Origin of the sequence: Acetobacter aceti (assembly GCF_002005445.1) — a bacterium.
Lineage (GTDB): Bacteria > Pseudomonadota > Alphaproteobacteria > Acetobacterales > Acetobacteraceae > Acetobacter > Acetobacter aceti_B.
In genome coordinates, this window is the sequence record NZ_CP014692.1 from 175,691 (window position 1) to 201,115 (window position 25,425).

General features: G+C 59.0%; 24 protein-coding genes. 15 read left to right on the forward strand and 9 right to left on the reverse strand.

What is annotated here, in order from left to right:
• Positions 1-193: 193 nt before the first annotated feature.
• Together A0U92_RS00735 and A0U92_RS00740 are read right to left on the reverse strand one after the other, a co-directional pair.
• Positions 194-1,537, reverse strand: a complete 1,344-nt coding sequence (locus A0U92_RS00735) for a PQQ-dependent sugar dehydrogenase (protein WP_187668819.1) — start codon at positions 1,535-1,537, stop codon at positions 194-196.
• A gap of 103 nt (positions 1,538-1,640) precedes the next feature.
• Positions 1,641-3,827: an FUSC family protein gene (locus A0U92_RS00740; RefSeq protein ID WP_077811564.1), complete on the reverse strand. Its 2,187-nt coding sequence runs from the start codon at positions 3,825-3,827 to the stop codon at positions 1,641-1,643.
• Between the two features lie 240 nt (positions 3,828-4,067).
• On the opposite strand from A0U92_RS00740, the gene A0U92_RS00745 reads away from it, so the two are divergent.
• On the forward strand, positions 4,068-4,409 hold the full coding sequence (locus tag A0U92_RS00745) for a YidB family protein (protein WP_077811565.1): 342 nt from the start codon (positions 4,068-4,070) through the stop codon (positions 4,407-4,409).
• Between the two features lie 30 nt (positions 4,410-4,439).
• Positions 4,440-4,952 carry a hypothetical protein gene (locus tag A0U92_RS00750; RefSeq protein WP_077811566.1) on the forward strand — a complete coding sequence of 171 codons (513 nt, stop codon included), beginning with the start codon at positions 4,440-4,442 and terminating at the stop codon, positions 4,950-4,952.
• A 130-nt stretch (positions 4,953-5,082) separates the two neighbouring features.
• Here A0U92_RS00750 and A0U92_RS00755 read toward each other — a convergent pair whose 3' ends face one another.
• The 7 genes from A0U92_RS00755 to A0U92_RS00785 all read right to left on the reverse strand — a co-directional run bounded on the left by A0U92_RS00755 (position 5,083) and on the right by A0U92_RS00785 (position 9,634).
• Complete coding sequence (locus A0U92_RS00755) at positions 5,083-6,027, reverse strand: bifunctional riboflavin kinase/FAD synthetase (RefSeq protein ID WP_077811567.1); 945 nt, start codon at positions 6,025-6,027, stop codon at positions 5,083-5,085.
• Complete coding sequence (mtnC, locus tag A0U92_RS00760) at positions 6,027-6,743, reverse strand: acireductone synthase (protein WP_077811568.1); 717 nt, start codon at positions 6,741-6,743, stop codon at positions 6,027-6,029. The genes A0U92_RS00755 and mtnC overlap by 1 nt, the downstream gene beginning before the upstream one ends.
• Before the next feature lie 10 nt (positions 6,744-6,753).
• On the reverse strand, positions 6,754-7,299 hold the full coding sequence (locus A0U92_RS00765; protein WP_077811569.1) for a 1,2-dihydroxy-3-keto-5-methylthiopentene dioxygenase: 546 nt from the start codon (positions 7,297-7,299) through the stop codon (positions 6,754-6,756).
• On the reverse strand, positions 7,296-7,976 hold the full coding sequence (locus A0U92_RS00770) for a methylthioribulose 1-phosphate dehydratase (RefSeq protein ID WP_077811570.1): 681 nt from the start codon (positions 7,974-7,976) through the stop codon (positions 7,296-7,298). The genes A0U92_RS00765 and A0U92_RS00770 overlap by 4 nt, the downstream gene beginning before the upstream one ends.
• 47 nt (positions 7,977-8,023) lie before the next feature.
• Complete coding sequence (locus tag A0U92_RS00775) at positions 8,024-8,284, reverse strand: twin-arginine translocase TatA/TatE family subunit (protein ID WP_077811571.1); 261 nt, start codon at positions 8,282-8,284, stop codon at positions 8,024-8,026.
• A gap of 179 nt (positions 8,285-8,463) precedes the next feature.
• Positions 8,464-8,919 (reverse strand): CHAP domain-containing protein, encoded by a 456-nt coding sequence (locus A0U92_RS00780; protein ID WP_236748326.1) that lies wholly within the window; start codon positions 8,917-8,919, stop codon positions 8,464-8,466.
• Between the two features lie 64 nt (positions 8,920-8,983).
• A complete protein-coding gene (locus A0U92_RS00785) occupies positions 8,984-9,634 on the reverse strand; it encodes a regulatory protein RecX (protein ID WP_077811573.1) in 651 nt (216 codons plus the stop codon).
• 206 nt (positions 9,635-9,840) lie between these two features.
• Between A0U92_RS00785 and rplK the strand changes: the two genes are divergently transcribed.
• The 13 genes from rplK (at position 9,841) to rplD (ending at position 25,423) form a co-directional block, all read left to right on the forward strand.
• Positions 9,841-10,275: a 50S ribosomal protein L11 gene (gene rplK / locus A0U92_RS00790; protein ID WP_077811574.1), complete on the forward strand. Its 435-nt coding sequence runs from the start codon at positions 9,841-9,843 to the stop codon at positions 10,273-10,275.
• 4 nt (positions 10,276-10,279) lie between these two features.
• Positions 10,280-10,972 (forward strand): 50S ribosomal protein L1, encoded by a 693-nt coding sequence (gene rplA, locus A0U92_RS00795; RefSeq protein WP_077811575.1) that lies wholly within the window; start codon positions 10,280-10,282, stop codon positions 10,970-10,972.
• 281 nt (positions 10,973-11,253) lie between these two features.
• Positions 11,254-11,778, forward strand: coding sequence for a 50S ribosomal protein L10 (gene rplJ, locus A0U92_RS00800; protein ID WP_077811576.1), 525 nt, complete (start codon positions 11,254-11,256; stop codon positions 11,776-11,778).
• 95 nt (positions 11,779-11,873) lie between these two features.
• The gene (gene rplL / locus A0U92_RS00805) at positions 11,874-12,248 is read left to right on the forward strand and encodes a 50S ribosomal protein L7/L12 (protein WP_077811577.1); all 375 of its coding nucleotides are present in this window, start codon (positions 11,874-11,876) and stop codon (positions 12,246-12,248) included.
• Positions 12,249-12,519: 271 nt separating this feature from the next.
• Positions 12,520-16,692 (forward strand): DNA-directed RNA polymerase subunit beta, encoded by a 4,173-nt coding sequence (gene rpoB, locus A0U92_RS00810; protein WP_077811578.1) that lies wholly within the window; start codon positions 12,520-12,522, stop codon positions 16,690-16,692.
• On the forward strand, positions 16,685-16,831 hold the full coding sequence (locus A0U92_RS17610) for a hypothetical protein (protein WP_187668981.1): 147 nt from the start codon (positions 16,685-16,687) through the stop codon (positions 16,829-16,831). The genes rpoB and A0U92_RS17610 overlap by 8 nt, the downstream gene beginning before the upstream one ends.
• Positions 16,828-21,009: a DNA-directed RNA polymerase subunit beta' gene (rpoC, locus tag A0U92_RS00815; RefSeq protein WP_077811579.1), complete on the forward strand. Its 4,182-nt coding sequence runs from the start codon at positions 16,828-16,830 to the stop codon at positions 21,007-21,009. Before A0U92_RS17610 ends, rpoC begins: the two co-directional genes overlap by 4 nt.
• A 490-nt stretch (positions 21,010-21,499) precedes the next feature.
• Positions 21,500-21,871, forward strand: coding sequence for a 30S ribosomal protein S12 (gene rpsL / locus A0U92_RS00820; RefSeq protein ID WP_010666058.1), 372 nt, complete (start codon positions 21,500-21,502; stop codon positions 21,869-21,871).
• 15 nt (positions 21,872-21,886) lie between these two features.
• Positions 21,887-22,363 carry a 30S ribosomal protein S7 gene (rpsG, locus tag A0U92_RS00825; RefSeq protein WP_010666057.1) on the forward strand — a complete coding sequence of 159 codons (477 nt, stop codon included), beginning with the start codon at positions 21,887-21,889 and terminating at the stop codon, positions 22,361-22,363.
• Positions 22,364-22,463: 100 nt separating this feature from the next.
• Positions 22,464-23,654: an elongation factor Tu gene (tuf, locus tag A0U92_RS00830; protein ID WP_077811580.1), complete on the forward strand. Its 1,191-nt coding sequence runs from the start codon at positions 22,464-22,466 to the stop codon at positions 23,652-23,654.
• Between the two features lie 146 nt (positions 23,655-23,800).
• Positions 23,801-24,109: a 30S ribosomal protein S10 gene (rpsJ, locus tag A0U92_RS00835; protein WP_007282720.1), complete on the forward strand. Its 309-nt coding sequence runs from the start codon at positions 23,801-23,803 to the stop codon at positions 24,107-24,109.
• Between the two features lie 10 nt (positions 24,110-24,119).
• On the forward strand, positions 24,120-24,803 hold the full coding sequence (gene rplC, locus A0U92_RS00840; protein ID WP_077811581.1) for a 50S ribosomal protein L3: 684 nt from the start codon (positions 24,120-24,122) through the stop codon (positions 24,801-24,803).
• 5 nt (positions 24,804-24,808) lie between these two features.
• Entirely contained in the window at positions 24,809-25,423 is a 615-nt protein-coding gene (gene rplD / locus A0U92_RS00845) for a 50S ribosomal protein L4 (protein WP_077811582.1), read from the forward strand.
• The last annotated feature ends 2 nt before the right edge of the window (positions 25,424-25,425 follow it).

Genomic DNA, 25,425 nt, shown 5'->3' on the forward strand with positions numbered 1-25,425 from the left:
TGGAAACGGAAATCGGTCCACGCATTGTCTTTAAATACAGAAGCGGTCTTGAGAGGTATTATTTCAAAAATTACTACCATTCTGGAAAAGGTCTAAAAAATATCATCTCCCGACTTGAGTCTGTCTTGAAACATCTTCAGAAGAACAGGATGGATGATCGTCATACGACCATCCATCCCGGAGAGGAACTCTGTTACTGAGCCGCCGCCGTTACGCGCCAGACCGTGTTACCGACATCGTCCGCCACAAGCAGGGCTCCGTCCCTGTCCAGCGCAAGGCCGACGGGCCGTCCATGCACATGTTCTTCGTCCGCAGTCAGAAAGCCCGTGAGAACGTCCTTTGGCGCGCCAGAAGGTTTTCCATCCGTGAACGGCACATAGATCACCTTGTAGCCACTTTTCGGTCGCCGGTTCCATGAGCCATGCTGGGCAATGAACAGCCCACTGCGCCAGTCAGCGGGCAGCGCCTGGGCATCCATCGAAAAAGCAACGCCGAGAGACGCTGTGTGCGGACCGATCGCGTAATCGGGGGCAATAGCCTGTGTGACAAGAACGGGATTTTCCGGTTTGACACGGGCGTCGACGTGCTGGCCGTAATAACTGTAGGGCCAGCCGTAAAACGCGCCTTCCTTCACGCTTGTGATGTAGTCCGGCACCAGATCGCTACCGATTTCATCACGCTCGTTGACAGCAACCCAGAGAGCGCCAGTCTGCGGCTCCCATGCCAGCCCGTTGGGATTGCGAAGGCCAGTGGCGTATGGGGTCAGTTTGCGGGTTGCGAGATCCAGACGAAGGATACGTGCCCGGTCAGTCTCCGCCTCCATGCCGTTTTCACCGACATTGCTGTTGGACCCGACCGTTACGAACAGGGATTGTCCGTCCGGTGCGGCCAGAATATTCTTGGTCCAGTGATGGTTATAGCCCGAGGGAAGATCAACGATCTTCTCGCCCGCCGCACTGATATGGGTTTCACCCTCCTGATAGGGGAAACGCAGGATCGCATCCGCGTTGGCGACGTAGAGATCGTTCCCGATCAGCGCCATTCCGAACGGGGAGTGAAGATGTTCAAGGAACACTTCCCGCGTATCGGCCTGCCCTGACTGTTTGGCGTCTCTCAGCAGCATGATCCTGTCAGGACTTTTGCCGCCCGCCCCGGCTTTCTTCATGAAGAAATTGGAAAACATACCCTTGATGGAGTTCGCATCTGTGCCCGGTGATTCTGATTCGGCCACAAGTATGTCGCCATTGGGCAGCTTGTACAACCAGCGAGGATGATCCAGACCGGTTGCATAGGGTGTGACTGTCAGCCCGGCAGCGGCGACCGGATGCTCGCTGTTCTGCCATCCGATGGGGGAGGCGACATTGATCGTGGGAATCAGGCGCGGGTCAGGCGCGGGGAGTGTCGGGCGGGGACCTGTGCCTTCCGCCACGGGCAAGGTTGCCTGCTCATTCTGCAGAACCGTTTTCCAGAGACCGCCCCCTATCAGGACGATCACGGCAGCGCCGCCAATACCGTAAATCCAGACCTTCCGTGACATGTTCTTTTCCTTTTTGCGACAGATCGTAGCTGACATGGGACAGATTTAACGTCTGGAAAAAGAAGATGTTTTACGGAGTAGAGATAATTTTGACGGAAGCGGCCTACACCTTGAAACGTTTGGAGGCGTCAAGGAAGACGCGATTGGCGTCCAGCTCATGCGAGACGACGATCAGATAGGCGATGGCTCGGGTCAGCTCGATACGTGTGGTGATGTTTTCTTCCCGCGCTTCGATCTGGCGGAGAATGGCTGTGGCGCGGCGAGCGGTATTCGAAGCCCGGTTATATTTTCCTGTGAACTGGCTCATGCGGTTCAGTGTCGCCTGCACGGCCTGTCGGGCTTGCGGCGGAAGCTGGTTGCGGGCCTGCACATTACGCAGACGGATGATGTTGAGGCCGATGGTCATGGCCGCGAGCGTGCCCTGCAGATAGCCCTCGATAGTGGGCGAAGGGGTAGGGCCAGCATGCCGGATGACTCGTGCGAAACGGTCGATGTTGCGACCGGTCCAGTCCTGAGTCTGCGGGATGGGCTGCTTCTCCGCCAGCGTGCGAAGGTCCTGCAATATGCTCCGACGCATCCGCCAGCGTTCATCGGCTGCGCTGAATGGCAGCACAAGACGGAAGATCGCCACGGCGAAAGCGACACCCAGCAGGACGGCTCCTGTCGAGTTGAACCAGCCGATCTCGTTCCAGCGTCCCTGATTCCATGTATGCACGAAGTTCGGGAGAAGCAGGGTATACGCGGCGGCATGAAGTGCGGTGGAGGCGTTACGGGCGGCCAGTCCGCCGGCCACACTCGGGATGAACATGGCCGCGATCAGCGTCTCGTATTCCGACATGCGTGGAATGATCAGGAAAACGAGAAAGAACGAAACAGCGGCGGCCCAGAGGCTGCCCTTGAGGAAGTTTGACGTCGCGAGAACGGGATTCTCTCTTGTGGCGAACAGGCCGCACACCAGCGTCACAAAGGTCACGAATCCGAGCCCGGTCGGCCATGCCGTAATTTCCCAGAGAAGGGCCGAGGCCACGGTCGCGACGGCGGCTCGCACGCCGTTGTAGGCTGCTTCGCGCCAGTCGCGGTGTGACTGCAGACGGAAACGGAAATGGTCACCGGGAATGACCGTATGGCTGGCCTTGAACTCGGTCAGGGCGATGTCGAGCTCCGCGAGCAGTTCATCCAGGGCGTTATGCAGGATGCGCTGATCGAGCAGGCCGGGGATGCGGGGATCTTTCGCCGTGCGGTCACCGATCGCGATTTCTTCGGTCAGCGCGTCAACAATGCGCTGACGGCATTCGGCCCGCAGCAGGGACAGATCATGCCGGAGAATCTCGACGTTCTCGTCCGTATCAAGACGGGGCGGCACGGTTTCCAGAAATGTGCGGGTCAGGAGGGCTGTGCGCTCGAAAACAGGCTGGGCCAGATCGAGAGACTGCAGGCGCACGGCCATGCCGAGACCGCGTGACAGGAGGACGGACACGGCGGCGAGAGCGGCGCGGGCGTGATCGCCCTCGTGTCCGTGCGGACCCATCTCGACTTCGCTGAATTCGATCTGGTCATTGATCGACAGGAGAGGACCGAACAGGGTGCGGGAACGGATGAGAGCAGCCTGATTGCCTTCCAGCAGACTGGCGAGTGCGTCAGAGACGCTCGTCAGGGCGGTGCGGAGTTTCGCGCGGATGTTGGAACGGGCCGTGTCGGCCAGGTTATGCGCGAAAAGGCCCGCCAGAAGCGCTTCGCAACAGATGCCGAGAATGATGTAGGTGGCGCGGGACATGGCCACCATGAACACGTTTTCCGGGTCATTGACGGCGCCCAGCGCGATGATGGCTGTCGTATATCCCGCCAGAACGAGTGCGTAGGACCGGAAGTTATGAACCAGTGTGGCGAGCGCGCAGCAGAGACCGAGCCAGATGGCGAGCGCCGGGAAAAACAGCCATGGATATTGGGGAAAAGCCGAAATCAGCGCGATGGACATGATCACGCCGATGGCTGTTCCGACGATACGCCAGCGGGACTTGGACAGGCTTTCGCCGCGCGAGCCCTGCGCCACGATCCAGACGGTCATGGCGGCCCATTGGGGGTCGTCCAGTTCCATCCACATGGCGATGACCTGCGCCATCATGGCCGCTGCGGTCGTGCGGACCGCAAATCCCAGGGCTGCAGGCGTCGGCGCGTATAGCCAGCGAAGGGCGTTGTTCCGACCTTCGCCAGGCTGCCTTATAGGGCGCAGATGGCTCAGGAAAGGCACGCGCTTGATCAGAAAGAGTGGAATTCCGGGAAGCGCGGGCACGGTTTTGCCTGAAACAGAGAGCGGGACGTTGAATCATGGATAACGAAACTTTGCCCCATGTCTTGTGGGGCTGGCCGCATATCAGGCATTTCCATCACGAAATCCTGCCCGATATGGGGTTTGTTGACTATAACGCAACTGTGATCTGTCGCCAATGCATGTGAAGTGGGCTAATCTGCAGGTATGGCAGAGTTGCGCTTCCGGCAGCGGTGTCTTCGTGCGGAACAGGGAACTGACTCAATGAGTGTTTTTGATAATCTTGTCGGCAAGGTAAGCAGCGCGCTTGGTGTTGACCTTCATGAAAAGCTGGGTGAGCAGATTCAGGCGCTTCTGCAGCCGGAAATGATTCAGAGCATCATCGCCAAGGCTGATGAGGCCGGGCTGGGTGACAAGGTGCGGTCATGGGTCGGCAAGGGAGACAATCTTCCGGTTTCGCCTGATGAGATTCGTCAGATTCTGGGTAATTCGGAAGTGCAGGCGCTGGTCTCACGGACCGGCCTGCCCGCCGAAACGCTTCTGCCTGCCCTGACACATTTTCTCCCGCAGGCTGTCGACAAGAAGACCCCGGAAGGCGAAGCCTGAGGAAGACGCAGGGATTACGAGAGACGTGAGATGACAGTGGGCGAAAGTATAACCCGGGTGGACCTCTGGATTCTTGATCGGGTCTTTCAGCCTCTGGCGGACCGTCTGCCGCAACGGCTCCCTGCTTTCGAGGCGGGGATGAGTCTTCTGTTCGGCTCTCTCATGCTGTCGGGAGCGGCCACTGCGGCCATGATCTTCCTGCTGGGGATGGACCCGTTCAGCGCCATGTTCGATGTGCTGATCTGGGTTCTCTGGGTGTCATTCTACCTTGGTGTGAACCGGGTCCGGTCTCTGGTCCGGCCCGGTTTCGTCAATCCTCTGCGGACCATGTTTCTTGGTCTGAGACCGATCTCTCTGGTGTTTCTGGTCTATTCCGCGTGGCAGGGGTCGACCGTGGACGCCCATTATGCGCTGGCGGCATGGTTTAACACGCTGGCCAATGCCACGTTCACGATCGGGGTTTATCTGGCGTCCTGCAATGTCAAACCGCCTGAGCAGCAGGCATCGGTCTGGCAGAGGGATTTTGCCGGAGCGCCTGACTAGGGTCTCTATTCAGTAGTAAACGGAAAGTTTTCTGGCGCCGCCTTTTTTAAAAAGGCGATGTTCTTTCAGGCTTTCTGAAAAAAGCTTCACCAAAATTTTTTGATAGTCGCCAGCGGTTCCGCGTGCGGTCTTACAGGCTGTTGCGCCGGTTCCGCAGTAGCTGCCGGGCCTGCACCGTATCACTGGCGATCTGCTGCTTCAGGGCGTCCAGACTCTCGAACTTCTTTTCAGTGCGTAGCAGATCGTGGAGGGCCACGGAAATCGTCTGCCCGTAAAGGTCGTCCGCGAAATCAAGAATATGGACTTCCATGCGGCTTTCGCTGCCGTCGGCGATGGTGGGGCGTCGGCCGATATTGGCCACTCCGTCGTAGGTCCGGCCATCCGGCAGCCGCACGGTCGTCGTGTAAACGCCACGGGCCGGTTCAAGATGGCGACCAAGGCGCACATTGGCTGTGGGGAAACCCAGAAGGCGGCCGCGCTTGTCACCATGGCAGACCTGCCCCCGAATCGACCATGGACGACCCAGTTCGGCTGCTGCCCGCTCGGGGTAGCCGTCCTGCAGAAGGCGGCGGATCCGGGTTGAGGAGTAAGGACCGTCGGCATCGGCGAGAGCTGACACAAGGGTGAGGCCGATCCCCAGCTCGCTGGCGCGTTCCGCCAGAAAACTGCTGGCGCCGCCACGCCGATGCCCAAAGGCGAAGTCATGTCCGCAGGCAATGTGCTTCAGACCGAATGCGTCATGCAGAACGTCATCGACGAAGCGTTCCGCAGGCATTTGGGAGAAGGCTTCATCGAACGGAATCTGAAAGACATACTGCACGCCAAGCGCCGCCAGCGCCGCGAAACGCTCATCCGCCAGCGTCAGACGAAACGGCGGGTCCTGTGGCCTGAACAGTTCACGGGGATGGGGCTCGAACGTGACAACTGCGAGGGGCGCGTCCGGCTGGCTCAGATGCAGCGTGCGCACCAGATGGGCGTGGCCCAGATGGACACCGTCGAAGTTGCCGAGAGCCGCCGCCGCGCCACGCGCCTCGGAGGGGATGGAACGCCAGTCCGTATACAGATGGGCTTGCATTACTGTGCCTTGCCGGCGGGTTCCGGAAGGCTGAACAGGTCTGCGACCTCCTTCATGGAATGAGCGACGGGATGAGGTTTGCCCGCGATGGTGCCGTCTTCCGGGCGCACCATCTGGCAGGTAAGCAGACCCGCCGAGGCCGCTGCGTCCAGTTCAGCGACGACATCCGATACGAACAGAACGTCCGGAGCGTTCCAGCCTGTTTTCGCAAGAATGCGGCGATAACTCTCCGCGTCTTTCTTGCCGCCCATCTCCAGATCCAGAAAGGCATTGAAGAGCGGCGTCAGATCGCCGTCAGTGGTGTAGGTGTAGATCAGGCGTTGGGCGGGAGCCGATCCCGAGGAATAGACGGCAAGCGTCAGTCCTGCTTCCGACCAGGTGCGCAGGGCAGGCGGCACGTCCGGAAAGAGATCGGCAATCAGCGCGCCGGAGGCATAGCCGTCAGCCCATGCAATGCCTTGCAGAGCCTTGAGGGGGCCGATTTTCGCGTCCTCATCCATCCATTCCATCAACTGGTCGAGCGGCTCACGATCCGGGCCGAGTGCCCGGGTTTCCTCCAGAGCGGCGATGACGGCAGGATCTCCCGCCCTGTCCCGGATCAGATCAGGAAGCGCCTTTCGCGCATAAGGAAACAGAACCTTGTGCACGAAAGAGACAGGAAGGGTGGTGCCTTCGATGTCGAGCAGGATGACGGATGGTGTAGGAATGCTGTTCATACGGCCTGATTTACGCGATCTCGGCGGGAAAACGGAGGGCGATATCGTCGCCGGTATAATCCGCGACCCAGCCCTCCTTGTGAGTGAAGATACGGAGCGCCACGACATCCGGTGTTTCACCGGCGTCGAACCAGTGTGGAATCCCCGTAGGGACGGAAATCAGATCACCCTGTGTGCAGCCGACATCGTACACCTTGCCATCCACATGCAGGACGAAATGACCCTGCCCATGCACGAAAAACCGCACTTCGTCTTCCGAGTGGATATGCTCGGAGAGAAATTTCTCCCGCAGAGCCGTGAGGTTGGGGGTGTTGAGGTCAATGCTGATAACGTCGGCCGACCCGGCGCCCGTTTCGCCCATCAGCCTGTCGAGATAGGGGCGGTAGACGGCCAGCACGGTGTCCTGACTGGCTGCGCGGACGGGAGGCTCGACATCGGTCCAGCGCTCAAATCGTACGTTGAGAGGCTTCAGTCGGTCGGCGATCGCATCGGCGTCATGACTGGAAAATTCCGGCTGACCGGGGCGGGTGTCATCATAGACCGTGAGGCTGCTCATGATCGGGCTCCCTGAGTCACGGCGCGAAGTTTCGTCTGCTCCAGTTCACACGCGAGGAGAAATTCCAGACCTTCCAGACGGGCGAGTGCGGTGGCCATGTCCGGCCCCCAGACATATACGCCATGCCCGCGGATAATGTACCCGGCCTTCATCTCGTCAAGGAACAGGGCGACACTCCGGGAAAGGCGCGCGATATCCTGATCGTTCGGAAAAACGGGGACGGCGAGTTGCGTCTCGTGCGTGGTCTGGCCCTCGAAGACTTTCAGGACTTCATAATCGGCCAGATAAAACTCCGGCTCGTTCGTCGCCATGGAGAGCACGGTCGATGCGACGGAATGTCCGTGCAGGACAGCTCCGGCGTCAGGGAAATGCGCATAGATCTGACAGTGCAGGAGTGTCTCGGCGCTTGGGCGGTCTTCCGGGCGCATGGAGGCGCCGTTGAGACCGACCTCGATGACGCCCTGTCGGGTCAGGAAGCCTTTATGTCCCCCGGACCGGGTCACGGCAATTCGCCCGTCAGCAAGACGAACACTGAGGTTGCCGGCGGTTGCAGGCACCCAGCCGCGCCGGTCCATGCGGCGGCCCGCATGGATGATCTGCTCGACTGCATGATCCCATGCCGTGTCGGACGCGCCGGAGACCTCGTGTGAGGAGGTTTTATCAGTGACGAAACTCATCGTGTGACGAATCCCTGAAGCGGGCCGCCACTCAGGGCGACCAGATGTCAGTGTGTGTTAGGGCCGCCGGACGTCGTGGGACGCTGTTCCGTGGAGAAATTCGTGGGGCTGGCAGGTGGCGGCGAGATCCGTCCGTCCGGTGTCGAGGCCGGGTGTTCCATGGACTCGTCGTCATCAAGGTTTTTCTTGAAGGACTTGATGCCCTTGGCGAAGTCACCCATCAGCGTGCTGATTTTGCCGCTGCCGCCAAAGACGATCAGGACCACGGCCAGAACGATCAGCCAGTGCCAGATGCTGAAGCTACCCATTATGTCGACTCCTCAACCTGAAGAAACCGCCGAGCGATGGAGGGCGCGGACGGGCGTAGTTTCAGTTGGTGTTGCATGGACTTCAGGGGAATGACCGCCTGAAACACCTGTGCAGATGTTGGTCTCGTTATTACACGCCCCCGATGCGGAAAGCCAATGGGGTTTTGATGTCTATTTATTTACGAAATCCACCCGCCGGGACGTCCGGGAAGAATGAAGCCGTAAGTCGGATAGACTGTGCGCCCCATGCTCTCCGTCGGGCTCCACCATACCCGGACCCGTGTCCAGTCATTGCCCGGGGAGACATCGATTACGGGCACGGCATGATCGACCCGCCCGGGATTCCAGTTTGCCTGATCGACAAGGATGGCGCGGGCGCCCTTGATGGACCGTACCACGGAGACGTGGCCGTCGGGCAGGCGGGAGGAAGAGCGGAACACCAGCACGGCGCCCGGTGCTGGATGAGTGCCGCGCGCGTATTGCCCATCAGCGCTGCGCCACCAGGAGGCGGCGGCTCCCCTGAGAGCGATGGTCGAATGTTCCCGTGCCCAGGGCGCGCATTGAAGCTGCCCGTGCCAGCTTCCGCCTGTGCCGCCGCATCCCGCGAGCAGCAGGGCCGGCAGGCAGCAGAGGATCTGTCTGAAGGAGCGGCTCGGGAAGGGCTGCGGGCTGGCAGGGGAAGGCGTCACGGCTGAGCTTTCACAGGCTGGCTTTCAATGTCAGAATGCGATCATCCGCTTCTTCCGGGTCCATTTCGAGCGCTCTGCGGGTGATGTCGCGGGAGAAGCCTGCGCGGGCAAATGCGCTGTAAAGCCGGGCTTTCCTGTCCGGATGAGGTTCATTCTCTTCGTCAGGCTGTTCATCGCGCTGAAAAGGGCCAGCCCTGCGCTTGCGGGCAAAAATGAGCGCCGCGGCTATCTCGGCGTCGCGGGCTGTTTCATCCTGCCCCAGCGTTTCATCAAGGGCCTGCCCGGTGGTTGACGGGGCGATGCCTTTGGCGGCGAGCTGAGCCTGCACGGCCCGTCGTGAGCGGCCGCTGCGGGTCAGGCGCGCGGCGCGGGATTTTGCGAATCCATGATCATCGACTGCGCCCAGCGTAACCATGTCCTGCGCGATGGAGGCGGCGAGTGGCAGAAGGCCGTTTACAGTTTCGGTGACGATGGACGAGTCCTGTCCGTCTTCGACGGCTCTTCGTCCCCAGCGGGCTATCCGCCGTTCAAGGACAAGAGCGAGCCCTCTTTCCGTCGCGGCAAATCGCGCCAGATGGGCGATGGCCGCTTCCCGAAGAGACTTCCGGTCGGGTGCGGGGGAGGGGGGGCGTGGCGCGCTGATGTCCGGACGTCGTGACATGATGTTCTTCCTATCATGACGAAAAGACGGATGTAACTTGCCTGCTTCTAAAAGCCCGATTCTTTGTCGCGCATACTTGACGTGGCATGGAACCAGGCGTATGGCCCCGGCTCTTACGGAACGCGGGAGAGACATCCGTGCGCCCAGTGCGTCGGAGGGTTTCGCCAGAACCGCGGTTCGGGTTCATCATATAAGGAGTCCCGGATATGGCCAAAAAAATCGTTGGCTACATCAAGCTTCAAATCCCGGCAGGCAAGGCGAATCCGTCTCCGCCGGTCGGTCCCGCTCTTGGTCAGCGCGGCCTGAACATCATGGAATTCTGCAAGGCGTTCAACGCCAAGACGCAGACCCTTGAGCCCGGCATGCCGATTCCGGTGGTCATTACCGCATATGCCGACCGTACGTTCAGCTTCATCACCAAGACGCCGCCGAACACCTACTTCCTGCTGAAGGCCGCCAAGGTCTCCAAGGGTAGCCAGACCGTCGGCAAGTCCGCCGCTGTCGGCAAGGTGACGATGGCGCAGCTGCGCGAGATCGCTGCTGAAAAGCAGAAAGACATGAACGCCAACGACATCGATGGCGCCGTCCGTATGCTCATGGGTTCCGCCCGTTCGATGGGCCTGCAGGTTGTGGAGGGCTGAGATCATGGCAAAGAACAAGCGTCTGACCACTGCACGTGCCGCTGTTGACAGCACGAAGCAGTATGCCCTCGATGAAGCCCTCGCCCTTGTGAAGAGCAACGCCAAAGCGAAGTTCGACGAGACGGTTGAGATTTCCCTGAATCTCGGTATCGATCCGCGTCATGCAGACCAGATGGTGCGTGGTCTGCTTTCCCTGCCGAACGGCACGGGCAAGACCCTGCGCGTCGGCGTGTTCGCCCGTGGCGCGAAGGCTGAGGAAGCTCTGGCTGCCGGCGCCGATGTGGTTGGCGCGGAAGACCTGATGGAGAAGGTGCAGGCTGGCGAAATCAATTTCGACCGCTGTATCGCGACTCCGGACATGATGGGCCTCGTCGGTCGTCTCGGTAAGGTGCTCGGCCCGCGTGGTCTGATGCCGAACCCGAAGCTCGGCACAGTGACCATGGACGTCAAGGGCGCTGTTGAAGCCGCGAAGTCCGGTCAGGTTGAGTATCGCGCCGAGAAGGCCGGTATCATCCATGCCGGTATCGGCAAGGCGTCTTTCGATACCGACAAGCTGGCTGAGAACATCCGCGCCTTCGTGGATGCCGTCCAGAAGGCGCGCCCGACCGGTGCGAAGGGAACCTACCTGAAGAAGGTGGCGCTTTCCTCGACAATGGGTCCGGGTGTGACGGTTGAAGTCTCCGCTTTCAGCGGCTGATTCATAAAAATGATGTCGGGAGATTTTCGGTCTCCTGACTTTCTAGGGCGGTGCGTCTGCGCCGCCCGATCCTGTCCAAGACCGGGCGTGGCGTATGCCTTAAGGCGATATCGTAAAAACGGTGTTGCGCGACCGGAAGACGAGGATGCTGGTTATGTGGATTTCGATCTGCTTCCCGCGTTTCGTGACATGGACAGGCGAACCGGATTGCCAGTTCCTCTGGCAGTCCTTGGGTAACCGATTTATTCGCTGATGCGGATGAATTAAGACGGAGACGGGAAGTGAACCGTACGGAGAAGCGCGAAGCCGTAGCCTCCCTCGCGACCGTGTTCGCCGAGACGTCCATGGTGGTGGTCACCCGTAATGACGGGCTGACAGTGGCCGCTGTGACGGATCTGCGGCGCAAGGTGCGTGAGGCGGGTGCGACTTACAAAGTCGCGAAGAACCGGCTGGCCACTCTCGCCCTGGATGGGACCCGATTCGACGGCATTGCGCCGCTGCTCAAGGGACCGACCGCGCTGGCGTGGTCGGCTGATCCTGTTGCAGTGGCGAAGGTGATCGTCGAGTTCGCCAAGACCAATGAGAAACTGGTGGTGCTTGGTGGCGCCCTTGGAGCCCAGACGCTTGACGTCAACGGGGTCAAGGCGCTTGCCGAGCTGCCGTCGCTGGACACGCTTCGCGCGCAGCTTGTGGGACTTATCTCCACACCGGCTACGCGTATCGCAGGCGTTCTTCAGGCGCCGGCAGGCCAGCTTGCTCGGGTCTTTGGCGCCTATGCCAAGACGGGCGAGGCGGACGCAGCCTGACGCGTCTCCCCGTAAGGGGAGAGAGAAAATACGCATGATCCGTTTGTTTCGGGTTGTGCATCCGGAATCAGTATCTATATTAGGAAGACCATATCATGGCCGATCTGAACAAGCTTGTTGACGAGCTTTCCGCTCTTACAGTTCTCGAAGCTGCCGAGCTGTCAAAGCTTCTCGAAGAGAAGTGGGGCGTTTCCGCCGCCGCTCCGGTTGCTGTTGCCGCCGCTGCTCCAGGTGCTGCCGCTGCTCCGGTTGAAGAGAAGACCGAATTCGACGTGATCCTTGCCAGCGCAGGCGACAAGAAGATCAACGTGATCAAGGAAATCCGCACGATCACAGGTCTGGGCCTGAAGGAAGCAAAGGATCTCGTTGAGGGCGCTCCGAAGACCGTCAAGGAAGGCGTCAACAAGGACGAAGCCGAGAAAATCAAGAAGGTTCTTGAAGAGAACGGCGCCAAGGTTGAGATTAAATAATTATCTCGATCTTCTGGCGGCACTTTTTGCGTGCCGCTACTGTTTGAGTTGGTTCTGGGCGGAGACTGTCTGTGGTCTCCGCCTGTTCGTCTGTAGCGACTCTCTGTAAGGTGGGTTGTTGCGACGGTTCGCAGGCCGGACGTGCTGCGCTGAATTTCAGTGCGGGTTGTGTGAAGTGTGCATTACAGGCCGGACCGTCTGGCCGCCCTCCTTCTCTTGTCGGGAGCGGGGTGGCCGGATGGTCCGACGGCAAGGACGAGGCAGGATAGACATGAACGCAATCACCAAATCGTTCACGGGGCGTAAAAGGATCCGCAAGAGTTTCGGGCGGATTCCCGAAGTTGCGCCGATGCCTAACCTCATTGATGTTCAGCGCGCCTCCTATGAGGCATTTCTTCAGGCGAATGTGTCGCCTGATGCGCGGACACAGACGGGGCTCCAGGAAGTATTCCGTTCCGTTTTCCCGATCAACGATTTCGCTGGACGTGGTCGCCTTGAATTCGTTCAGTACGAATTCGAGGATCCGAAATATGACGTTGAAGAATGCATCCAGCGTGGCCTGACCTATGCTGCGCCGCTGAAGGTCATTCTCCGTCTGATCGTCTGGGATGTTGATGAGGATACGGGTTCCCGCTCGATCCGCGACATCAAGGAACAGCCGGTTTACATGGGTGACATGCCCCTGATGACCGACAACGGCACCTTTATCGTCAACGGCACGGAACGCGTGATCGTCAGCCAGATGCACCGTTCGCCTGGCGTGTTCTTCGATCACGACAAGGGCAAGACCCATTCTTCGGGCAAATACCTCTTCTCGGCCCGTGTCATTCCTTATCGCGGTTCCTGGCTCGACTTCGAGTTTGACGCCAAGGATCTGATCTATGTCCGTATCGACCGGAAGCGTAAGCTGCCGGCGACGACACTGCTTTACGCGCTGGAAGGCGCGAATTCCGAGGCTGCTCGCAAGCAGAAGGCGGAAGAAGGTGGTGATGTCGGGTCCATGGACATCCGTGGTATGGATTCCGATGAAATCCTTGCCTACTTCTATGGCAAGGTGATCTTCCACAAGACCGCCAAAGGCTGGGCGCGGCCTTTTGATGCCGAGGCCTTCAAGGGTCAGAAACTGCTCTCCGACATGATTGATGCGGACAGCGGTGAGGTTGTTGCAACCGCTGACACGAAACTGACGGCCCGCTCGGTTCGCAAGATCGCCGAGACGACCAGAGAAGTGCTGGTGACTGAAGCCGACCTGCTTGGTCGGTTCCTGGCCCATGATATCGTGAACCCGAATACGGGCGAGATTTATGGTGAGGGCGGCGAGGAACTGACGGAAGCCCGTCTGCTGGCGCTGGAAGAAGCCGGAATCACTGAGCTGCCGACCCTTGCGGTTGATCAGGCCAATGGTCCCTGGATACGCAACACCATGACGGTGGACAAGAACAATTCCCGTGACGAGGCGCTGATCGACATCTATCGCGTCATGCGTCCGGGTGAACCGCCGACGGCCGAAACGGCTGAGGCGATGTTCCGGAGCTTGTTCTTCGATCCGGACCGTTATGACCTGTCGTCCGTTGGTCGTGTGAAGATGAACATGCGTCTGGGTCTTGAATGCCCCGACACGGTTCGGGTGCTCCGTAAGGAAGACATTCTTCGCGCCATGAAAGTCATGTGCGACCTGAAGGATGGTCGCGGTCAGATCGACGATATCGATAACCTTGGTAACCGTCGTGTCCGTTCCGTCGGCGAGTTGATGGAAAACCAGTATCGTATTGGCCTGCTCCGCATGGAACGCGCCATTCGCGAGCGTATGGGTTCTGTCGATATCGACACGGTCATGCCGCATGATCTGATCAACGCGAAGCCGGCTGCCGCTGCTGTTCGCGAGTTCTTCGGCTCATCTCAGCTGTCGCAGTTCATGGACCAGACGAATCCGCTGTCGGAAGTCACGCATAAGCGTCGTCTCTCGGCGCTTGGCCCGGGCGGTCTGACCCGCGAGCGCGCAGGCTTCGAAGTCCGTGACGTTCACCCGACCCATTACGGCCGTATCTGCCCGATTGAGACGCCCGAAGGTCCGAACATCGGTCTGATCAACTCGCTGGCGACCTATGCCAAGGTGAACAAGTACGGTTTCATCGAGACGCCCTATCGCCTTGTGAAAGACGGCAAGCTCCAGGACGGCTGGAAATACCTCTCCGCCATGGAGGAAGAGCGTCTGGTTGTTGCTCAGGCTGACGCCAAGCAGGACAAGGACGGCACCCTGACAGGCGAACTGGTTTCGGTTCGCCGGAACGGTGACTTCCGTCAGGTTCTTCCGACGGACGTGACGGCCTGCGACGTCTCCCCGAAGCAGCTTGTTTCCGTCGCCGCGGCGCTGATTCCGTTCCTCGAGAACGATGACGCCAACCGTGCGCTCATGGGATCGAACATGCAGCGTCAGGCTGTTCCGCTGGTGCGCTCCGACGCGCCGCTGGTCGGAACGGGCATGGAAGCTGCCGTTGCCCATGACTCCGGCGCAACCATCGTCGCCCGTCGCAGCGGTGTTGTGGACCAGATCGACGGTGCGCGCATCGTGGTCCGTGTGACCGACTCAACCGGTGCGACGCTGGGTGTTGATACCTACCGTCTGCGGAAATATTCGCGCTCCAACCAGTCCACCTGCATCAACCAGCGTCCGCTGGTCCGCGTGGGTGATCAGGTTGCGGCCGGCGACATCATCGCTGACGGCCCGTCCACGGAACTGGGTGAACTGGCTCTGGGCCGTAACGTGCTCGTCGCGTTCATGCCCTGGAACGGTTACAACTTCGAAGATTCGATCCTGATCTCCGAGCGTATCGCCCGTGACGATGTCTTCACCTCGATCCACATTGAGGAATTCGAAGTCATGGCGCGTGACACGAAGCTGGGTCAGGAAGAAATCACCCGCGACATCCCGAATGTCGGTGAGGAAGCTCTTCGCAACCTCGACGAGGCAGGCATCGTGTATGTCGGCGCCGAGGTGAACCCGGGCGACATTCTGATCGGCAAGGTCACGCCGAAGGGCGAGAGCCCGATGACGCCGGAAGAGAAGCTGCTCCGCGCCATCTTCGGTGAAAAAGCTTCTGACGTCCGTGACACGTCCCTGCGTCTGCCGCCCGGCACGACCGGCACGATCGTTGACGTCCGCGTCTTCTCCCGTCGCGGCGTCGACAAGGACGAGCGCGCGATGGCGATCGAGCGCGCCGAGATCGAGCGTCTGGCGAAAGACCGTGATGACGAGCGCGCCATTCAGGAGCGTTCCTTCTACAACCGTCTGCGTGAACGCCTGCTGGGTGAAACGGCAGGCACAGGCTTCAAGGGTCTGAAGTCCGGCACGCCGATCACGGAAGAGGTTCTGGCGGAAATGCCACGCGGCGCATGGCGCAACGTGAGTGTCGCATCCGACTCCGTTACGGCTGAACTGGAGACACTGCGTCGCGAATTCGATGCGGCCATCCAGAAGATTCAGGCCCGCTTCGACAGCAAGGTCGAGAAGCTCCAGCGCGGTGATGAGCTGCCGCCGGGCGTGATGAAGATGGTCAAGGTTTTCGTCGCCGTGAAGCGCAAGCTTCAGCCGGGTGACAAGATGGCTGGTCGTCACGGAAACAAGGGTGTCGTGTCCCGCGTGGTGCCGGTTGAAGACATGCCGTTCCTTGAGGATGGCACGTCTGTCGATATCGTGCTGAACCCGCTCGGCGTGCCGTCCCGAATGAATGTCGGGCAGATTCTGGAGACCCATCTGGGCTGGGCGTGCGCCAATATCGGCAAGCGCATCGGCGGTATGGTTGATGAATATCAGCGTGACGGTGAAAAGAAGCAGGTTCTGCTTGATGAACTGAAGGACGTTTACGGTGACGAGGTCTTCAAGACCGATATCGCCGAGATGTCCCACGATCAGCTTGTCGAACTGGCGAACAACCTGCGCAAGGGCGTGCCGATTGCAACGCCGGTGTTCGATGGCGCCTCGATCCCTGATATCGAGAACATGCTTGAGAAGGCGGGTGTAGACCGCTCCGGTCAGTCCCAGCTCATCGACGGCCGCACGGGCGAACTGTTCGAGCGCAAGACGACGGTTGGTTACATCTACATGCTCAAGCTGCACCATCTTGTTGACGACAAGATCCATGCGCGTTCGATCGGTCCGTACTCGCTTGTCACGCAGCAGCCGCTGGGTGGTAAGGCGCAGTTCGGTGGTCAGCGCTTCGGTGAAATGGAAGTCTGGGCACTCGAAGCATATGGCGCGGCCTACACGTTGCAGGAAATGCTTACGGTCAAGTCGGATGACGTCTCCGGTCGTACCAAGGTTTACGAATCCATCGTTCGTGAGCAGGACGACTTCGAGGCCGGTATCCCTGAGAGCTTCAACGTTCTCATCAAGGAACTGAAATCGCTTGGTCTGAATGTGGATCTGGAAAACAGTGGTGACTGATTTCCCGTTTAATCTTGTCGAGGGGCCTGGGTCTCTCGACGCCGACCTGTTTTCAATGAAACGGAGCGCGGGGCAGAGCGCCCGGCGTGACGCGGAGCGCGGCCGCGTGACACCCGTCCTGGAGGTTTTCGGCGCATGAATGAACTCATGAAAATCCTTGGCCAGACTGGTCAGGCAGCCACCTTCGACCAGATCAAGATCCAGCTTGCGTCCAGCGAGCAGATCCGTTCCTGGTCGTTTGGCGAGATCAAGAAGCCGGAGACGATCAACTATCGTACGTTCAAGCCGGAACGTGATGGTCTGTTCTGCGCGCGTATCTTTGGTCCCATCAAGGACTACGAGTGCCTGTGCGGCAAATACAAGCGCATGAAGTTCCGCGGCATTGTCTGCGAGAAGTGCGGCGTTGAAGTCACGCTGGCGAAAGTGCGTCGCGAGCGGATGGGTCACATCCAGCTTGCAAGCCCGGTCGCGCATATCTGGTTCCTGAAGTCACTGCCAAGCCGTATCGGCCTGATGGTCGATATGACATTGAAAGATCTGGAAAAGGTTCTCTACTTCGAGAGCTATCTGGTTCTGGAGCCGGGCACGTCACCGCTGAAGCAGTTCAGCCTTCTGACGGAAGAGCAGTATCTCGATGTGCTGGACGAGCACGCGGAAGACGGCATTGAAGTCGGCATCGGCGCGGAAGCGATCAAGAAGCTGCTTGAGCGCATCGACTGCGACGCCGAGAAGGTCAAGCTCCGTCAGGAACTGAAGGAGACGACATCCGAGGCCAAGCGCAAGAAGCTGGTCAAGCGTCTGAAGCTGATCGAAGCGTTCGCCGAAAGCGGTTGCAAGCCGGAATGGATGATTCTGGACATCGTACCAGTGATTCCGCCCGAGCTGCGTCCGCTGGTTCCGCTGGATGGCGGTCGTTTCGCGACATCCGATCTGAACGATCTGTATCGCCGCGTCATCAACCGTAACAACCGTCTGAAGCGGCTCATGGAGCTGCGTGCGCCGGACATCATCGTCCGTAACGAAAAGCGCATGCTGCAGGAGTCTGTTGACGCCCTGTTCGACAACGGTCGTCGCGGCCGCGCCATCACTGGCGCCAACAAGCGTCCGCTGAAGTCGCTGTCCGACATGCTGAAAGGCAAGCAGGGACGTTTCCGTCAGAACCTGCTCGGTAAGCGCGTCGATTATTCCGGTCGTTCGGTTATCGTGGTCGGACCTGAGCTGAAACTGCATCAGTGCGGTCTTCCCAAGAAGATGGCGCTGGAGCTGTTCAAGCCGTTCATCTACTCCAAGCTTGAGAAATACGGTCACGCCACCACCATCAAGGCTGCGAAGCGCATGGTGGAAAAGGAGCGTCCGGAAGTCTGGGACATCCTTGAAGAAGTGATCCGCGAGCATCCCGTGATGCTGAACCGTGCGCCGACGCTGCATCGTCTCGGTATCCAGGCGTTCGAGCCAATCCTTGTCGAAGGCAAGGCCATTCAGCTTCACCCGCTGGTCTGCACCGCTTTCAACGCGGACTTTGACGGTGACCAGATGGCCGTCCACGTGCCGCTGTCGCTCGAAGCCCAGCTTGAAGCCCGTGTGCTGATGATGTCGACCAACAACATCCTCAGCCCTGCGAACGGCAAGCCGATCATCGTGCCGTCGCAGGATATCGTTCTCGGGCTTTACTATCTCAGCCTTGAGACGCCGGAATTCGGTGCGACGCTTGATCGCAATGAATACGATGACAAGACCGGTGAGCTTCTCAAGAAAGGTGCTCCGTCTTTCGGTTCGATCAACGAAGTCGAATACGCCCTGTCGACAGGGGCTCTGAAGCTTCATGACAAGATTCGTATGCGCCTTGAGATGACCGGCGAAGATGGCAAACCGTATGCCGAGACGGTTGTCACCACACCGGGACGTGTTCTGATTGCGCAGATTCTGCCGAAAAGCAGCTCGGTGCCGTTCTCTCTGATCAACAAGCAGTTGACTAAGAAGAACGTGTCCGACGTGATCGACGCGGTCTACCGTCACTGTGGTCAGAAAGAAGCTGTGATCTTCTGTGACCGCATGATGTCGCTCGGTTTCCGCCACGCAGCGCGCGCCGGCATCTCGTTCGGCAAGGATGACATGATCATCCCGCACGAGAAGAAGGAACTGGTGGATCGCACCGCCGCCGAGGTCAAGGAGTTCGAGCAGCAGTATCAGGATGGTCTGATCACGGCTGGCGAGCGCTATAACAAGGTGGTTGACGCCTGGTCGCGCTGCACGGATGAAGTGCAGGCCGCGATGACCAAGGAACTGTCGAGAGCAGAGATCGGCAAGCCGATCAACTCGGTCTGGATGATGAGCCACTCCGGCGCGCGTGGGTCGCCAGCACAGATGAAGCAGTTGGCCGGTATGCGTGGTCTGATGGCCAAGCCGTCTGGTGAAATCATCGAACAACCGATCATCGCCAACTTCAAGGAAGGCCTGTCGGTTCTCGATTACTTCACCTCGACCCACGGTGCCCGTAAAGGACTTGCTGATACCGCGCTGAAGACGGCCAACTCTGGTTATCTGACACGTCGTCTGGTCGACGTGGCGCAGGATTGCATTATCGTCGAGAACGATTGTGGCACCGAACGTGGTCTGACCATCCGTGCGGTGATGGATGGCGGTGAGGTTGTTTCCTCGCTTTCTGAACGGATTCTCGGTCGTACGCTGGCGGCTGACGTCGTCAATCCGACCACGGGTGAGGTCATTTTCAGGCGGAATCATCTTGTTGAAGAGGCTGACGCCGAAATCATCGAGAATTCCGCTGTCGAGACGGTTCTGATCCGCTCGGTTCTGACCTGTGACAGCCGTGTTGGCGTCTGCGGCCACTGTTATGGCCGTGATCTTGCGCGTGGAACGCCCGTCAATATGGGTGAGGCTGTTGGTGTTATCGCTGCCCAGTCCATCGGTGAACCGGGAACGCAGCTCACCATGCGTACCTTCCATATCGGTGGTGCGGCCCAGCGTGGTGCCGAGCAGTCAATGGTTGAGGCCTCACGTGATGGTAACGTGACGATCCGCAATCGCAACGTGGTGCATAATTCCCAGAACGTGCCGATCGTCATGGCGCGTAACTGTGAAATCATTCTTGCTGACGAGAATGGCACGGAGCGCGCGCGTTACCGTGTACCTTATGGTGCGCGACTGCTTGTCGAGGAAGGTCAGGCTGTCGCCCGCAACCAGAAGATGGCCGAGTGGGACCCGTACACCCTGCCGATCATCACCGAGAAGGCGGGAACGGTCGAATATCTTGACCTGATCGACTCCATCACGCTTGTCGAGCGTATGGATGAAGTGACGGGTCTGACTTCGAAAGTGGTCGTGGATTACAAGCAGGCATCGAAGGGTGTCGACCTGCGTCCGCGTCTGCAGCTGAAAGACAGCAACAACAACGTCATCAAGCTCGATAACGGCAATGATGCGCGTTACTTCCTGTCGCCTGACTCGCTGCTCTCTGTTGAGAATGGCGCACAGGTTCATGCGGGTGACGTGCTGGCGCGTATTCCGCGTGAAGGCTCCAAGACGCGTGACATCACCGGTGGTCTGCCGCGTGTTGCCGAACTGTTCGAGGCGCGTCGTCCGAAGGATCACGCCATCATCGCCGAGAACGAAGGTCGCGTGGAATTCGGCAAGGATTACAAGTCGAAGCGCCGTGTCATTGTGAAAAACGATGAGACAGGTGAAGAGACCGAATATCTGGTGCCGAAGGGCAAGCACGTGTCCGTTCAGGAAGGCGACTTTGTCCAGAAGGGCGATCCGCTGGTCGACGGTCCCCGTGTCCCGCATGACATTCTGAAGGTCATGGGTGTCGAAGCTCTGTCCGATTATCTCGTGAACGAGATTCAGGACGTGTATCGACTGCAGGGCGTGAAGATCAACGACAAGCACATCGAGGTGATCGTTCGCCAGATGCTGCAGAAGGTCGAGGTTCTGGAGCCGGGCGACACCACGTATCTTGTTGGCGAGACGGTGGATCGTATCGAGTTCGAGGGGGAAAACACCAAACGCCTCAACGCGGGTGATCGCCCTGCGATCGCCATGCCGGTGCTGCAGGGCATCACCAAGGCTTCGTTGCAGACACAGTCCTTCATCTCGGCGGCTTCCTTCCAGGAGACCACACGTGTGCTCACAGAAGCTGCTACGGCAGGCAAGGTGGACACGCTGAACGGCCTGAAAGAGAATGTCATTGTCGGCCGTCTGATACCTGCAGGCACAGGAAGTGTGATGAACAAACTGCGTGCTGTTGCGGCGCGTCAGGATCGTCAGCGTCTTGAGCATGGGAGTGAAGCTGCCGAGTAATCGGACGTTTCTATCTTTTGTTTCGGAGAGGCCGGGCTTTGTCCCGGCTTTTCTGTTTTTCGATGCAGATCTCGCATGTCACGATAGAGTCTTTTCGATGCCGTGATGCCCGTTTTTGCTGGCCAAGCAGGCGATTTCAGGCTATCAGGCGCTCAATTCGTTGCGTAACGACGCCAAAAGGCCGGTTCCAACGGAATGCTATTGTCAGACGGTCAGGAAACTGGTCCGAATCGTATGAGTTTTCTTGACTCATATGGTTCTGCGGCCTAGGGTCCGCCGCCTCAGCTTCATGCATTCCGGCTCACTGTCCGGGCAGGTTGTTGTCAGAGCAATTAAAGCATGCGGTTCCATGCCCTCTTCAAGAGGTGCGTTAAGGCCGGATGTAAACATAGGCTCTCCGGATGCTGTATCCGGGGAGTGATTTTGGATGACAGTCGGCAACCGGAGTGAGGGTTCGCCGGCCGAACTGTGTAAGGATCGGGAAAGGCGCATGCCGACCATCAACCAGCTGATCGCCAAGGGGCGCGAGCCTGCGGCAAAGCGCAACAAGGTGCCGGCCCTTCAGGGCTGCCCGCAGAAGCGCGGCGTTTGCACTCGCGTTTATACAACCACTCCAAAGAAGCCGAACTCCGCGCTCCGTAAGGTCGCGAAAGTGCGTCTGACGAACGGCCATGAGGTGGTGAGCTATATTCCTGGTGAAGGTCATAACCTTCAGGAGCATAGCGTCGTCCTGATCCGTGGTGGTCGTGTGAAGGATCTTCCGGGTGTTCGTTACCACATCCTCCGCGGTGTGCTTGATACCCAGGGTATCGCAAAGCGCCGTCAGCGTCGTTCGCTCTATGGCGCTAAGCGTCCGAAGTAAGGGGAATATCGAGGCATGAGTCGCCGTCACCGCGCTGTAAAGCGTGAGATCCTTCCGGATCCGAAATTTGGAGACATCGTCATCACGCGTTTCATGAACGCACTGATGTATGATGGAAAGAAATCCACTGCCGAAGGCATCGTTTACGGTGCTCTCGATGTGCTGCATCGTCGTGGTGGAGCTTCCGCTGATCCTGTCGCCATGTTCCATGCGGCGCTGGATAACGTGAAGCCGGCCGTCGAGGTCCGTTCCCGCCGTGTTGGTGGTGCAACGTATCAGGTGCCTGTGGAAGTGCGTGCTGACCGTCGTCAGGCTCTGGCTATTCGCTGGCTTATCGATGCGTCCCGCAAGCGTGGTGAAAGCACGATGCAGGATCGTCTTTCCAACGAGCTGATGGATGCCGTGAACAATCGTGGCGCCGCGGTCAAGAAACGCGAAGATACGCATCGTATGGCTGAAGCCAACAAGGCTTTCAGTCACTACCGCTGGTAATCGACGCTTTTTTATGTGTGTTGCGACGTCCGTGCTGGGCGTCGTAGCGAAAATTGCTAACAACCGCATCCCGCCTGTTGGCAGGTAACGGAGAGAAACGATGGCAAAGGCTAAATTCGAGCGTAATAAGCCGCATTGTAATATCGGCACCATTGGTCACGTTGACCATGGCAAGACGTCGCTCACCGCTGCGATCACGAAGACCCTGGCTAAAACCGGTGGCGCTGAGTTCAAGGCATATGACCAGATCGATGCAGCTCCCGAAGAGCGCGCTCGTGGTATCACCATCTCCACGGCTCACGTCGAGTACGAGACGGCTGCCCGTCACTACGCTCACGTCGACTGCCCTGGTCACGCTGACTATGTGAAGAACATGATCACCGGCGCTGCCCAGATGGACGGTGCGATTCTTGTTGTGTCCGCTGCAGACGGCCCGATGCCGCAGACCCGTGAGCACATCCTGCTCGCCCGTCAGGTCGGTGTTCCGGCTCTGGTCGTGTTCCTGAACAAGGTTGATCAGGTTGATGATCCGGAGCTGCTCGAGCTGGTCGAGATGGAAGTTCGTGAGCTTCTTTCTTCCTATCAGTTCCCTGGCGACGATATTCCTGTGATCAAGGGTTCCGCTCTTGTGACCCTGGAAGATGGCGATCCGGAAATCGGCGAAAACCGCGTCAAGGATCTGATGGACGCTGTCGACTCCTACATTCCGCAGCCGGAGCGTCCGGTTGACCGTCCGTTCCTGATGCCGATCGAAGACGTGTTCTCGATCTCCGGTCGTGGAACGGTTGTCACGGGTCGTGTCGAGCGTGGCGTTGTCAATACGGGTGACGAAGTTGAAATCGTTGGTATCCGTCCGACGACGAAGACGACAGTGACCGGCGTTGAAATGTTCCGCAAGCTGCTTGATCGTGGTGAGGCTGGCGACAACATCGGCGCCCTGCTTCGTGGCACGAAGCGTGAAGACGTCGAGCGTGGTCAGGTTCTGGCCAAGCCGGGCTCCATCACGCCGCACAAGAAGTTCAAGGCTGAGGCTTACATCCTCACGAAGGAAGAAGGTGGCCGTCATACGCCGTTCTTCACGAACTATCGTCCGCAGTTCTACTTCCGTACGACGGACGTTACCGGTGTTGTCCACCTGCCTGAAGGTACGGAAATGGTCATGCCCGGTGACAACATCGCTATGGATGTCGAGCTGATTGCTCCGATCGCCATGGACGAAGGTCTCCGTTTCGCTATCCGCGAAGGTGGCCGTACGGTTGGTGCAGGCGTGGTCGCTTCGATCACCGAGTAATACGGGGCAGGTGCCCCATAGCCCTTGATTGGGTGGGCCCTGAACTGAGTGCCCCCGGTCGGAGTGATCCGGCCGGGGTCTTACTTGGCGGTGGGATATCCCGGGCAGACCCTGACCGGATTAGAAAGTTGGACTGAAACAAGACGATGGACAACCAGAACATCCGCATTCGCCTAAAGGCGTACGATCATCGCGTGCTCGATAACAGCACGAAAGAGATCGTCAACACGGCGAAGCGTACGGGTGCGCGGGTTCGGGGTCCTATCCCGCTGCCGACGCATATCGAACGGTTCACTGTGAACCGCTCACCCCACGTGGATAAGAAAAGCCGCGAACAGTTCGAAATTCGGACTCACCGCAGGCTGCTCGACATTGTCGAGCCGACCCCGCAGACCGTGGACGCCCTCATGAAGCTCGACCTCGCCGCTGGCGTTGATGTCGAGATCAAACTCTAAGGTCCAGACGATGCGTACCGGATTGATCGCTAGAAAGCTGGGCATGACCCGGCTGTTTAAGGAAGATGGCACACATGTGCCTGTCACTGTCCTGCATCTTGATGATGTGCAGGTGGTAGATGCCCGTACCGAAGAACGCGACGGTTACACCGCCGTTCAGCTCGGTCTTGGCAAAGCCAAGGTGAAGAATGTCACGAAGCCGAACCGCGGCCATTATGCCCGCGTGAAGGTCGAGCCGAAGAAGGCCGTGCGCGAATTCCGCGTTGCTGCCGATGCTGTTCTCGAGCCAGGCACCCGTCTCCTCGCCTCCCACTTTGTGGTCGGCCAGAAGGTGGACGTCACGGGCACGAGCAAGGGCAAGGGGTTTGCCGGTGCGATGAAGCGCTGGAACTTCGCCGGTCTCGAAGCTTCTCACGGTGTGTCCGTCTCTCACCGTTCTCATGGTTCTACCGGTAACCGTCAGGATCCCGGCAAGACCTTCAAGAACAAGAAGATGGCTGGTCACCTTGGTGATGAGCGCGTGACGACACTGAACCTGGAAGTGGCTGCGGTCGATCCGGAAAAGAATCTGGTCATGGTTCGTGGTTCCATCCCGGGCGCGAAGAACGGACTGGTCATGGTCCGTGACGCGATCAAGAAGGCCCGTCATGCAGAGGCGCCGTATCCGGCAGCCGTTGCGACGGCGGAGGGCTGAGGACGATGGAACTCGATATCAAAACCCTCGATAATGGCAGCGCTGGCACAGCCACGCTTCCCGATGAGATTTTCGCCACAACGCCTCGTGCCGATATCATGGCTCGTGTCGTTCACTGGCAGCTTGCAAAGCGTCGCGCCGGCACCCACAAGGTGAAGGGCATGGGCGAAGTCTCTGGAACGACAAAGAAGCCGTTCCGCCAGAAAGGCACAGGCTCGGCCCGTCAGGGTTCGTTGCGTGCGCCGCAGTACCGCACTGGCGGCGCTGTTCATGGTCCGGTTGTCCGTGATCACGGCTATGACCTTCCGAAGAAGGTGCGTCGTCTCGGTCTGATTTCCGCTCTTTCCCAGAAGGCGAAAGACGGCAAGCTGATCGTTCTCGATGCAGCTGATGGCGTGACGAAGACTGCTGAGCTGGCTGCGAAGCTGAAGGCTCTGGGTCTGACATCGGCTCTGATTGTTGATGGCACGGTGAACGAAAGTTTCGTTCGTGCGGCCCGCAACCTGCCGAAGATTGACGTCCTGCCGACCATCGGCGCGAACGTCTATGACATTCTCAACCATGACGTCCTTGCGATCACTCGCGCTGGCGTTGAAGGCCTCAAGGAGCGGCTGGCATGACA